Here is a 12842-nt window from a genome sequence, read left to right as displayed (position 1 = left end):
TCGTGCGGTAGTGGATCGGGGAAGGCTTCGGCATGCCCTCGACCTAACCCTCAGGACGCGCTCAGTGAATCCCCATCACTGAGATGTGCAACAAGGTCGTGGTGAACGGGTTTTGCAGATCGTCACCGCCGGGCAGCGGCGGGCGGTTCATGGCTGCGCGGATCTCATTGCCGGTCAGGACGCCCATGCTGCGATACTGGCTGAAGGCGGTGGCACGGGCGGCGTGATCGACGGAAAGCATGTCGTCGGGGTTGCTTTCGACATACAGGACAGCGCGTTCGTCAGTGGTCAGCAGACAGCGGCTGTAGGCAGCCTGCCAGCGGGCGATCCACGGGCGCAGGGTGCCGGTCAGGAACTCACGCTGCGCCTGTTCATAGTTGCTCCAGGTGGCGCGGCTCATCTCGAACAGGGACGCAGGCGGGACGCCAAAGGCGCGGGCGATCTCGCGGACCTGTTCGCGCCGGACCTCCGAGAACTCAGCATCGGCCAACTTCAAGGCGATCTCTTGGAACTCCATGCCTTCGTCAAGGATGGCCGTCTTGCCTGACTGGTCGCCACCGTGGGCGCTGAACCAGCTATTAACGATTTTCTGTTGGCCGGTCGCGTCCATCTTGCCGGGGTGGCGGATCACACCGGAGGGCCGCCCGCCGTTCCTGTAGAAGCCTGCCAAGTGCTGTTCGGCGGCCAGCGCTAGACCGATGGCCTCACGGGCCAGCGTGATCGGGCTGATGCCGTGCAGCGGCTGGATATGCAGCACGTCGTGGAACGGCAGAACCTGTTCACCACCGCTCTTCAGGCGAACACGATAGGACGGTTCGCCGAAGTCATCATGATCGACCGTGACGGCGCTTGGGTCCATGCGCAGCATGAACACCGGCTTGCCTTCGGCGTTGCGCGCCACCTGTGCGAGACCGCTGCCGGTCAGCAGTGCATCGGCGGTCAACTGTTCGCGGAAGGCTTCGGCGCTGGTCCAGTCATTTGCGTGGTCATGGACAAGGGCAAAGGCCGGGTGATCCTTGGCGGCTTCCCGGCTGTCATGCGCGTAAACCTTGAAGGGCAGGCAGGCGACGCTTTCGGCAATCAGGCTGACCGCGCGGCGAACAGCAGGGACGCGCATGGCGCTGGCAGCGGTGACAGTCATGCCAGAGGCGACAGGCTGGATGCCAAACAGGCCCAACGCTGCCGGATCGGTCAGGGTGATGGATTTCTGTTCGACGGGGGTGCCCCGCCCGAACGTGCGGGCGAGGCCGGTAAGGATGGACACAAGGACAACTCGCAACAAGAACTACTGTGGCAAAATTACCACAGTAAAACTTATAGCGCAACGCCTTTTGGCGAAGGAATGCTTATGAGGGGTCGCTCCGAAGTATCGGTAGCTTGAACGTCACGCAGTCCAGCGCAGCCTGCATCCGCTTCAACGGAACATCGTGGACGTAAACAGCGGCCACGGACTGATCCTCATGGCCGGTGATCAGGTCGGACAGCTCTTTCGTGCAACCGGTTCGGATCAGTTCAGTCTTCAAGGTATGCCGAAAGCTATGGAATACCTTCTTACCGTCTTCGATACCGACGCTCGGCAGGTAGGTGCGAAGGAACCAGCGATTGATTTTGTCCTCCGGCTGCCAGTCAGGGAACAGGCGAACCGCGCCGGACGCGCGAAGGGACGCCACATAGTCCAGCAAGCCAAGTTTAACTAAGTCGCGGTGGACAGGCACCAGCCGCTTGCTATGGGCGTTCTTGGTGGCCTCTTGCAGGTCGAAGATCAAAATGCCGCTTTCATCACGCACGTCCGACAACTTGATCCGAGCGATCTCAGAGGATGACCGGGCACCAGTGTAGAGTGCGACCAGCAGCGCCCATTGTTTTGTCGTGTAGGTCTTTGGGTCGGTGAACAGTGCCGTGCCGAAGATCCGTTGCAGGTCGGCCTGATCGAAGGGCAGGCGGCTGGGGCCTCTGTGTTTGGCGCTGCCGGTGTCCACCCGAACGCCCTGCGCGGGGTTGACTTCGATGTGGCCGTTGTTCGCCGCCCATTGCAGGATGCTGGACAGGTGCGAAAGCCACTTCATGTTGATGGTCTGGGGGTCCAGCGTCTCGAACGGCTGAGGGCGCTTGCAGTTGGCTTTGATCGCCTGTTGCAGGGTCAGGCCTCGAAACCGCTGGGTGTAGCGCGTGGGCGTCTCCAGTAGCACCTGCTTATAGGCGATCACGTCCTTGCGAGTGATCGCTTGGACCGCGACTGGCCCGCCCTTGAACTCTTCGAACATGCGAACGGCGGATTTGTGTTCTTCCATGGTCTTCGGGGCAAGTGATCGACCACCCGCGCCCCGTTCCTTGTGGAAGGCCGTCAGCACGTCTGACAACGTGGTGCCGCTGGGACGGTCGCCGGGCGCCATTGTGATGGGCTGCGGGTCCGGTGCGGTCAGGACCGGCAGGGTAGGCTCTGACAGGATGACCTTGCCGCCGTCGCGCTCTTCAAACCGGGCAAGCGCCTCCAGTTGGACCTGCGCCAGCGTCTTCAACAGGACATCGCGCGGAACGTCCGGTGCCAGATTCTTGCTCATCAGGTCGTCGGCAGCGAATCCTATCAAGGCTTCCGCCTCGTCCCGGTCGAGGGTGTCAGCTACCAGAAGCCGCAACTTGTTCGCGTAGACGGACCGGGAATAGGTAAAGAACGCCTGATCGCTAGGGTGCCTGACTGCACGGCCTTTGTCGTCGTTCGCCAGTTCGGCCCGGTAGTGGGCTTTAGCGACGGTCGAGAGGGAAGGGCGGTTCGCCGCGACGGCCTCTTGCGCTTCCTCTAGGATCGCGTGGAAGCGGTTCAGGACGACCAGCGCTTTGCGCTCGGCCTCCTTCTTGTCGCCGCCAAGGGGCGCGACCAGTTCGCGCATCCCAAGCATGTCACGCAACTCGGTCGGCACGGTCATGCGCGCGACCCACTTTCCACGGACGTGTTGGACGTGTTTCATGATCTTGCCGAACCCCGTTTTGTAGCAGGTTTTGTAGCAAGTTTTGTAGCAAGTTTTGTAGCTGACGGGCCTGTAAAACAAGGCTTTTCAGCAATATCATGAACATGTGGGATGTGTGGCGGAGAGGGTGGGATTCGAACCCACGGAACCCTTGCAGGCTCAACGGTTTTCGAGACCGCCCCGTTCGACCACTCCGGCACCTCTCCGCGCTTTTCTGGTGTGGTGTCGCGGAATTAGAGGGGCAGGGGTTGAAGCGCAAGGGGGTTTCAACGAAAAAATCGGAAGCCGACGAACTTTCCACGAGAGGGACGGGACATGCTGACCATTCTGGGCCTGATGGCCGCCTGCGCCATGCCCCCGACGCCGCTGCCCGCGCAGGCCCACGCGACGCTTGTCCAGATGGCCGCGCCCGTGTCCGACCGTGCGGATCTGCTGTGGGAGGTGCTGCAGCTGGCCGATCTGATGCCGCTGTTGCAGCAGGAGGCGGTCAACGAGGCCGCGCGGATGGAGGCCGAGGGGCTGATCGCGGGGGGCGGGCTGCCTTGGGCGCGCGTCGTCGGACGTATCCACCAGCCCGACCGCATGGAGGCGCTGTTCCGGGAGGGGCTTGGCGAGGCCATGGCGCGGGCCGAACCTGCGTCCATCGACCGGGGGCTGGCCTTTCATGCCTCGGGGCTGGGGCGGCAGGTGGTTGGGCTGGAGATATCGGCCCGCCGCGCGCTGCAGGAGGATGGGGTCGAGGATCAGGCCCGCGCGGCCTTTGCCCAAGGCTTTTCGGCGGATCATCCGCGTGCCGTGGCGATCGCGCGGATGATCGATGATGCCGACATGGTCGCGCCCAACGTGGCGGGCGGGCTGAATGCCGCCATCGCCTTTTCGCGGGGCTATGCGGCGGCGGGCGGCTTTGACATGCCCCCCGACGACCGCCAGATGATGAGCGATGCCTGGGCGCAGCGCGATCAGATCGAGGCCGAGGCGACTGTCTGGCTGCAGGGGTTCCTGATGCTGGCCTATGGCCCGCTGGAGGATGCGGCGCTGTCGGACTACGCGCGCCATGTCGCCTCACCGGAGGGGCAGGCGCTGTCGCAGCTGTTGTTCGCGGGGTTCGACCGGGTCTTTGCCCAGACCTCGTATGACATGGGGGTCGCGGCGGCCCTGCGCGGGCAGGGGCAGCAGTTGTGATCGTGCTGCTGGGCGTGCTGGCGCAGCCGCCGATGCTGGACGCGCTGTCGCTGGACGGGACGCCGGTGACGATCAGCGGTGCGCTGCGTGGCGGGCGGCGGGCGGGCATCACGCGCGATGGCTGGCCCGCGCTGGTCGCCTCCGCGGGCTCGGTCGCGGGGGTCGCGGTGGCGATGAATGATGCGCTGGCCCGCTATGCGGCGGTGATGGGGCTGACCGCGCGGGATTGGCATGGGCAAGCGGTTCTGGGCGTCGCCGCAGAGGGCACCGGGCGGGACGGGGCGGCGGCGCCCGACCACGTCGCGCTGGCCGCCGAGATCGCGCGCCAGATCCTGGCGGCGGGCCCCGATGTCGACCCGGCGCTGCTGGCCTGGCGGCTGCCCATGACGGGCATCTGGGCCTCCAGCCGCATCCGGGCGCAAGCCATGGCGCCGTCGGGGCAGGGGGTCGTGGCCAAGCGCCCCGCACAGGCCATCCGCACCCTGGCGCGCAGTCAGCCCTTTACCGGCTATTTCGGGGTCGAGCGGCGCGATCTGACCCATGAGCTGCACCTGGGCGGCCAGACCCCAAGCATGACCCGCGAGGCGTTCCTCATGGGCGATGCGGCAGTTCTGCTGCCTTGGGACCCGGTGCGCGACCGGGTTCTGGTCATCGAACAGTTCCGCTTTGCCCCGGCGATGCGCGGCGATCCGCAACCCTGGCTGCTGGAGCCGGTCGCGGGCCGGGTCGACGCGGGTGAGACGCCCGAGGCCGCGATCCTGCGCGAGGCGCGCGAGGAGGCGGACCTGACCATCACGCGGTTGTTCCCGGCCTTTCACGCCTATCCCAGCCCCGGCGCGGTGTGCGAGTTTCTGTATCAATACGTGGGCATCGCCGATCTGCCGGACGGATCGGCAGGCATCCACGGTCTGGACGGCGAGGCCGAGGATATCCGCGGCCACCTGATGGACCGCGCGCGGCTGTCCGCGCTGGTGGACGCGGGCCAGATCAGCAACGGTCCGCTGGCCACGCTGTCGCTGTGGCTGGACGGGCGGGTGGAGCGGCTGCGCGGGCAGCTGGGGTTGCCCCTCCAAGCCGGGGGCGTATAGGTAAACGGAACGTTGAACCCATCCGGAAAAAAGGTCGATCGCCATGCGAATCTGTTCTGATCTGGCCGACGCGATCGGCAATACCCCGCTGATCCGCCTCAAGCGCGCCAGCGAGGAGACCGGCTGCGAGATCCTGGGCAAGGCCGAGTTCATGAACCCCGGCCAGTCCGTCAAGGACCGCGCGGCGCTGTACATCATCAAGGACGCGGTGGCGCGCGGCGCCCTGCGCCCCGGCGGCACCATCGTCGAGGGCACGGCCGGCAATACCGGCATCGGCCTGGCGCTGGTGGGTGCGTCGATGGGCTTCAAGTCGGTGATCGTGATCCCCGAGACCCAGAGCCAGGAGAAAAAGGACATGCTGCGCCTGGCCGGTGCGACCCTGGTCGAGGTGCCTGCCGCGCCCTATCGCAACCCCAACAACTATGTCCGTTATTCCGGCCGCCTGGCCGAGGCGCTGGCCCGGACCGAACCCAATGGCGCGATCTGGGCCAACCAGTTCGACAACGTGGCCAACCGCCGGGCGCATGTCGAGACCACCGGCCCCGAGATCTGGGAACAGACCGGCGGCAAGGTCGACGGCTTCATCTGCGCGGTGGGGTCGGGGGGCACGCTGGCGGGCGTGGCCGACGCGCTGCAGCACAAGGGCGTCAGGATCGGCCTGGCCGACCCCGAGGGCGCGGCGCTGCATTCCTTTTACACCACCGGTGAATTCGACAGCCCCGGCAGCTCGATCACCGAAGGCATCGGGCAGGGGCGCATCACCGCGAACCTGGAGGGGTTCACCCCCGATCACAGCTGGCGCATCTCTGACGCCGAGGCGCTGCCCATCGTCTTTGACCTGCTGAAGGATGAGGGGCTGTGCCTGGGCGGATCGTCCGGCATCAATATCGCGGGCGCCATCCGCATGGCGCGCGAGATGGGGCCGGGCCATACCATCGTCACCATCCTGTGCGATTACGGAACCCGCTATCAGACAAAGCTGTTCAACCCCGACTTCCTGCGGGCCAAGGGGTTGCCGGTGCCCGACTGGCTGACCCGTCCCGCGCCCGATCTTCCGCAGGTCTACGAAGACTGAAAGGTTTCATGCGACATTTGATTGCACCATTGCTTGTGGCGCTGCTGACCCTGACGGCGGCGCCCGCTTTTGCCCAGAGCCCGAATTACCAGATCTGGGAGCAGGTCGCCGAACGCGCCGAGGCGCTGACCGCGAACCCCCAGGCCACGAACGAGGAACTGGCCCGCACCCGGACCCGGATCATCGACTGGCGCGACCAGTTGCAGGCCGGGCAGACCGTCAACGGCGACCGCATCGCCACCCTGCGCAATCAGATCGATGCGCTTGGCCCCGCCCCCGCAGAGGGCGAGACCGAGGATGAGGAGCTGGCCAACCGCCGGACCGAGCTGAACCGCCAGCTGTCGACCGCGCAGGCCCCCCGCTTGGCCGCGACCGAGGCGACCAGCCGCGCCAATTCCATCATCAGCCAGATCGACGAGATCGCCCGCCAGCGCCAGGCGCTGGAGCTGTCCAAGCAGACGGCCTCACCCCTGCTGCCGCAATCCTGGGGGGCCGCGGCCGGTGACGGTCTGGCCCTGGCGCAGGGCATCGGCGCAGAGGTGACGGGCCGCGATGCCACGCCGCAGGCCTGGGCCGATCTGCGGCCCCGCCTGCCGCAGGTGGCGGCCTATCTGATCGCGGCGCTGGTGATCCTGACCTGGGGACGGGCCTGGATCGTGGCACTGCCGTCGCGCCTGTCATCGCGCGCCACGGAACATTCGCGGGCCGTGCTGGCCTTTGTCGTCTCCCTGGGCCAGATCGCCATTCCCATGGCGGGCGTCTATCTGGGCATCAGCGCGATCCAGGCGACGGGCCTGCCCGGTCCTTGGACCACACCGATCCTGAACGCGCTGCCGGTCGCGGCGGTGATCCTGTTCGGCGGCATCTGGATGGCACGCGCGCTGTTTCCGCGCACCGCCATCGCCTATACCTCGCTGCAGATGAGCGAGGGGGCCCGTGTCTCCGCAGGCCGGGTCGTGACGCTGCTGGCGCTGCTGATGGCGATCCATCACATCCTGTCGCGGGCGGTGCTGCCGCTGTCGGGCCTTTATGAGCAGGGCGAGGCGCAGGTCGGACGCGTCCCCGTGCAGTTCTCGGAAGCCGCTGCCGGGGTCTGGCATCTGGCGCTGATCGTGCTTGCCGCGCTGGCAATGTTCCGACTTGGCAATATCCTGCGCCGCCTGACGCGCGAGGCCGTGACCCAGGACCTGTCCTATCGCCACTGGATCGTGGCCTGGGCCGGGCAGCTGACCCGGATTCTGGCGCCCATCGCGGTGGTCGTGACGGCGGCGGGCTATGTGAACATGGGCAACCTGATGGTCTGGCCCTGGCTGTTTTCGCTGGCATTGGTCGGTCTGCTGATCCTGCTGCAGGATTTCGTGGCCGACCTGTTCAACATGCTGCAGCGGGGGGCCGAGGGCGCGCGCGAGGGGCTGGCGCCGCTGCTGTCCGGGTTCGCCCTGGTGCTGGCCTCGGTGCCGTTGTTCCTGGTCATCTGGGGCGCCACCCCGCAAGAACTGTCGGAATACTGGATCCGCTTTCGCCAGGGGTTCAGCCTGGGCGGCGTGACCCTGTCGCCGGGTGCGATCCTGACCTTCCTGATCATCTTCGCCGTGGGCTATGCCCTGACGCGCGGGGTGCAGGGGATGCTGCGCAACTCGATCCTGCCCAAGACGCGCTTGGATGCGGGCGGTCAGAACGCGCTGGTGGCGGGCCTGGGCTATGTCGGGATCTTTCTGGCCGCGCTGATGGCGATCACCTCGGCCGGGATCGACCTGTCGTCCTTTGCCATCGTCGCGGGTGCGCTGTCGGTCGGCATCGGCTTCGGCCTGCAGAACATCGTGTCGAACTTTGTCAGCGGCATCATCCTGCTGATCGAACGTCCCGTCAGCGTGGGCGATTGGGTCAGCGCCGGCGGCCAGCAGGGCATCGTCAAGAAGATCTCGGTCCGCTCGACCATGGTCGAGACCTTCGACAAGACCGAGGTCATCGTCCCGAACAGCGACTTCATCAGCCAGCCGGTCACCAACTGGACGCGCCACAACAAGATCGGGCGGATCATCATCCCGATTGGCGTCGGCTATCGCAGCGACACCCGCCAGGTCGAGCGTATCCTGCGCGAGATCACCGAGGATCACCCGCTGGTCGCCATCGACCCGGCCCCAGCGATCCTGTTCCGGGGTTTGGGCGCGGATTCGCTGAACTTCGAGATCCGGGCGATCCTGGCGGATGTTGGGACCGGTCTGGGCGTGACCTCGGACCTGCTGCACAGCGTCGTTGCGCGCTTTGCCGAAGAAGGGATCGAGGCCCCCTTCGCCCAACGCGACATCTGGCTGCGCAACCCCGAGGCGCTGCCGGGGCACGCCCCGCGGATCGAGCCCGCAACACCAGCGGCTGAACCCGTCCCGGCCCCGCTGAACCAGCCCGACCCGATGCTGATCCGGGACGATATCGCCGACGCCGAAGGCATGCCCGATGATGGGGGCGCGGACGGGCGTTGATCGCCCCGGGGTTTAGGCGGCGGCGCGGTCCTGCGCGCTGTCGCCTGCGCCGTCATCGGGCAGACCTTCGCGCGACAGCATCACCGCGACGCCCCGCAGCCAGGGGATATGGGCGCAGATGATCATCAGCGCCACCATGATCGGCACCGCCAGGAACATTCCCGGCACGCCCCAGATCGCCCCCCAGAAGGCCAGCGACAGGATGATGCCAAAGCTGGACAGGCGCAGCGTCTGACCCAGCAGCATCGGGTCAATCACGTTGCCGATCAGGAACTGGGTGGTGCTGCACAACAGGCCCACGATCAGCGTGACGGTCGTGTCGCCCGACAGCACGAAGGCCAGCAGTGCCGCGATGATCGTCGCCACGATCGACCCGACCGAGGGGATGAAGTTCAGGATGAAGGTCAGAAGCGCAATCGCCGTCGCCAGCTCCAGCTCCATCACGGTGAAGATGCCCCAGACGATGGCGGCGGTCACCGCGCTGACGCCGGTCTTGACCACGAGATAGCGGTTCACCCGGTGCATGATCGAGGCGATGATCTGGCGGATCTGGCGTGCCTGTTCGGGGTCGTCGGCCAGACGCTCGATCTTGACCGGGAACCAGACCTGCTCGGCGAACATGAAGCCCACGAACAGGATCACCAGCACGCTGCCCGACAGGATGCCCGAGGCCTGGCCCGCCAGCGACCGGATCCAGCCGGTGATGTTGAAATTGGTCAGCGCGGTGATGATCCGCTCCTGCGCCTCGGGGCCAAGGCGTTCGGTCAGGGCGGGCAGGGCGGCCTGCGCCCGTTCGGCATAGGTGATGGCCAGGAACACGATCTCGTTTACCTGCGCCACGATGGTGGTCGAGATCCACAAAAGCCCTAGGGCGATGCCGATCAGCGCCAGCGTTGTCGCCAGCCAGTTCGGCACCCTGAGCCGGGTCGAGATCGCGTGGATCGCGTCCGAGGTCAGCGAGAACAGGATGATCGCGATGGCCAGCGAGATCAGGATGAACTTGGCCTGCACCAGCATGAACATCAGCAGCGAAAAGGCGATCACGCCCAGAAACCCCGTCTGAAGCCGTTCGCGCAGCACCGTTTCGTTCGATTGATCCACCATCACCCCCGCGCGTCGAAAAAACCCGACCCCGCCTGTGCGGGATCGGGTGGCCTGTTATCAGTCCTGTCCGCCATCGGGGGCGTCGGGGTCGATGTCTTCGGCCTCGCCCTGTTCGGCGATGCGGGCGACCGACACCACGACCTCTCCGGGGGCGGTGTTGAACACCTTGACGCCCCCCGCGCTGCGCGAGCGGAAGCTGATCCCCTCGACCGGCACGCGGATCGATTGGCCGGTCGAGGTCGCCAGCATGATCTGGTCAAAGCTGTCGACCGGGAAGCTGGCGACCAGCGCGCCGCCGCGCATCGCGCGATCCATCGCCATCACGCCCTGACCCCCGCGTCCGCGCACAGGATAGTCGTGGCTGCTGCTGATCTTGCCCGCGCCCTTGGCGGTGATGGTCAGGATCAGATCCTCGGCCGCCGACATCTCGATATAGCGTTCCTGGGTGACGGTGCCCTCGGGGGTGTCGTCATCCTCGTCGGCCTCGGCCCCGTCATCCAGCGCGCCGGCCACCGCGCGGCGCATCTTGAGATAGGCGACGCGTTCGGACGGATCGGCCTCGAAATGGCGGATGACGGACATGCTGACGACCGTGTCGCCCTCGGCCAGACGAATGCCGCGCACCCCGGTCGAATCGCGACCCTTGAAGACCCGCACCGCAGTCGTCGGAAAGCGGATCGCGCGGCCCTGCGCGGTCACCAGCATCACGTCGTCCTGCTCCGTCGCCAGGCGCACACCGATCAGGCTGACGCCGTCGGGCATCTTCATGGCGATCTTGCCGTTGGCGCGGACATTGGTGAAATCCGACAGCGCGTTGCGGCGCACATCGCCCTCATCGGTGGCGAAGATGACCTGATAGCTTTCCCATTCCGTCTCGGGCGCGTCCATCGGCAGCAGGGCCGCGATGCTGACGCCCGGCTCGATCGGCAGGATGTTGACCATCGCCTTGCCGCGCGAGGTCCGGCCCGCCAGCGGCAGCCGCCAGGTCTTGAGACGATAGACCATGCCGTCGGTCGTGAAGAACAGCAACTCGGTATGCGTGTTGGCGACGAACAGGGTGGTGACCACGTCGTCTTCCTTGGTGGCCATGCTGGACAGGCCCTTGCCGCCGCGCCGCTGCGCGCGGAACTCGGCCAGTGCGGTCCGCTTGATGTACCCGCCCGAAGTGATGGTCACGACCATGTCCTCGCGCTCGATCAGGTCCTCGTCCATCATGTCGCCGGACCAGTCGACGATCTCGGTGCGGCGCGGGACGGCGAACAGGTCGCGCACCTCGCGCAGCTCGTCCGCGATGATCTGCATGATCCGCTCACGCGAGGCCAGGATCGCCAGATAGTCGCGGATGCTGTCGGCCAGCACCTGCAGCTCGTCGGTGACCTCCTTGACGCCCAGCTGGGTCAGGCGCTGCAGGCGCAGCTCCAGGATGGCGCGGGCCTGAACCTCGGACAGGTTGTAGGTGCCGTCCTCGTTCACCGGGTGCAGCGGATCGTCGATCAGGCGCAGGTATTCGACGATATCATGGGCGGGCCAGCGACGCTCCATCAGGCGGGTCCGGGCCTCGGCGGCGTCGGCGCTGCTGCGGATGGTGGCCACGACCTCGTCGACATTGCTGACCGCGACGGCCAGACCGCACAGCACGTGGCTACGCTCGCGCGCCTTGCGCAGCTCGAACGCGGTGCGGCGGGCGACGACCTCCTCGCGGAAGCTGATGAAGTAGGTCAGGAAATCGCGCAGCGCCAGCTGTTCAGGCTTGCCGCCGTTCAGCGCCAGCATGTTGCAGCCGAATGTCGTCTGCAACTGGGTGAACCGGAACAGCTGGTTCAGCACCACGTCGGGGGTCGCGTCACGCTTCAGCTCGACCACGACGCGCACGCCCTGGCGGTCGGATTCGTCCTGGACGGTGGCGATGCCCTCGACCTTCTTTTCCTTAGCCAGTTCGGCGATGCGCTCGATCAGGGTGGACTTGTTCACCTGATAGGGGATTTCGTCGACGACGATGGCAAAGCGGTCCTTGCGCGGTTCCTCGATATGGGTTTTGGCGCGGATGATGACGCTGCCGCGCCCCTCCAGATAGGCCTTGCGCGCGCCCGAGCGGCCCAGGATGGTCGCGCCGGTCGGAAAGTCAGGGCCGGGAATGATCTCCAGCAGACGCTCGGTCGGCAGGTCGGGGTCGGCGATCAGCTCCAACGTGGCGTCGATCACTTCGCCCAGATTGTGGGGCGGGATGTTCGTGGCCATGCCGACGGCGATGCCGCCCGCGCCGTTGACCAGCATGTTGGGGAAGCGCGCCGGCAGGACGGTCGGTTCGCGATCCTTGCCGTCATAGTTGTCCTGGAAATCGACGGTGTCCTTGTCGATGTCCATCAGCAGATAGTTGGCGGCCTTATCCATGCGCACTTCGGTATAGCGCATGGCCGCGGCCGGATCGCCGTCCATCGAGCCGAAGTTGCCCTGGCCGTCCAGCAAAGGCAGCGACATGGAGAACGTCTGCGCCATCCGCACCAGCGCGTCATAGATCGCGCTGTCGCCATGGGGGTGATACTTGCCCATCACGTCGCCGACCGAGCGGGCCGATTTACGATAGGATTTGTCGGCGGTGTTGCCGGATTCGTCCATCGCATAGAGGATGCGGCGGTGAACCGGCTTCAGCCCGTCGCGCAGATCGGGGATCGCGCGGCTGACGATCACCGACATGGCATAGTCCAGGTACGAGGTCCGCATCTCGGTCGAGATATCGATCACCGGGCCGTCGTGATGCATCACGACGCGGGGTTCGACGGCCTCTTCGGGGGTTTCGGGCAGATCGTCTTCTGGGGTGTCGGCCACGGGTATTCCTCAACATCTAGTTGGGGTTCGGTATAGCCGAGGCCGCTGCGGGGGGCAATCGCGCCCCGCAGTCCGGGTCAGGAAAACATGCCCCCTGGCGCGCTCAGGCGCCGCGCCGCGC

General features: G+C 66.1%; 8 protein-coding genes and 1 tRNA gene. 4 read left to right on the top strand and 5 right to left on the bottom strand.

What is annotated here, in order from left to right:
• Nucleotides 1-61: 61 nt before the first annotated feature.
• From ABS73_RS12055 to ABS73_RS12045, 3 genes are all read right to left on the bottom strand, one after another.
• A complete protein-coding gene (locus ABS73_RS12055; protein WP_286693468.1) occupies nt 62-1264 on the bottom strand; it encodes a phage portal protein in 1203 nt (400 codons plus the stop codon).
• A gap of 82 nt (nt 1265-1346) precedes the next feature.
• Nucleotides 1347-2924, bottom strand: coding sequence for a site-specific integrase (locus ABS73_RS12050; RefSeq protein WP_277021496.1), 1578 nt, complete (start codon nt 2922-2924; stop codon nt 1347-1349).
• A 158-nt stretch (nt 2925-3082) separates the two neighbouring features.
• Nucleotides 3083-3172: transfer RNA gene (locus ABS73_RS12045), tRNA-Ser, on the bottom strand.
• Between the two features lie 109 nt (nt 3173-3281).
• Here ABS73_RS12045 and ABS73_RS12040 point away from each other — a divergent pair.
• Genes ABS73_RS12040 through ABS73_RS12025 form a run of 4 tightly spaced genes read left to right on the top strand, consistent with a single transcriptional unit; the run spans nt 3282 to nt 8791 of the window.
• On the top strand, nt 3282-4148 hold the full coding sequence (locus ABS73_RS12040) for a hypothetical protein (protein WP_277021498.1): 867 nt from the start codon (nt 3282-3284) through the stop codon (nt 4146-4148).
• Complete coding sequence (locus tag ABS73_RS12035) at nt 4145-5236, top strand: NUDIX domain-containing protein (RefSeq protein ID WP_277021501.1); 1092 nt, start codon at nt 4145-4147, stop codon at nt 5234-5236. The genes ABS73_RS12040 and ABS73_RS12035 overlap by 4 nt, the downstream gene beginning before the upstream one ends.
• 43 nt (nt 5237-5279) lie before the next feature.
• Nucleotides 5280-6311, top strand: coding sequence for a cysteine synthase A (locus ABS73_RS12030; protein ID WP_277021504.1), 1032 nt, complete (start codon nt 5280-5282; stop codon nt 6309-6311).
• Between the two features lie 35 nt (nt 6312-6346).
• Entirely contained in the window at nt 6347-8791 is a 2445-nt protein-coding gene (locus ABS73_RS12025) for a DUF3772 domain-containing protein (protein ID WP_277021507.1), read from the top strand.
• A 12-nt stretch (nt 8792-8803) separates the two neighbouring features.
• Here ABS73_RS12025 and ABS73_RS12020 read toward each other — a convergent pair whose 3' ends face one another.
• Together ABS73_RS12020 and gyrA are read right to left on the bottom strand one after the other, a co-directional pair.
• Nucleotides 8804-9895: an AI-2E family transporter gene (locus ABS73_RS12020; protein WP_277021509.1), complete on the bottom strand. Its 1092-nt coding sequence runs from the start codon at nt 9893-9895 to the stop codon at nt 8804-8806.
• 57 nt (nt 9896-9952) lie between these two features.
• Nucleotides 9953-12721: a DNA gyrase subunit A gene (gene gyrA, locus ABS73_RS12015; protein ID WP_423805178.1), complete on the bottom strand. Its 2769-nt coding sequence runs from the start codon at nt 12719-12721 to the stop codon at nt 9953-9955.
• Nucleotides 12722-12842: the final 121 nt, after the last annotated feature.

It is taken from the genome of Paracoccus sp. SCN 68-21 (assembly GCF_001724535.1).
GTDB classification, from domain to species: domain Bacteria; phylum Pseudomonadota; class Alphaproteobacteria; order Rhodobacterales; family Rhodobacteraceae; genus Paracoccus; species Paracoccus hibiscisoli.
Note: the sequence above shows the minus strand (reverse complement) of the source record. Positions and strands in the feature narration are given on the sequence as shown.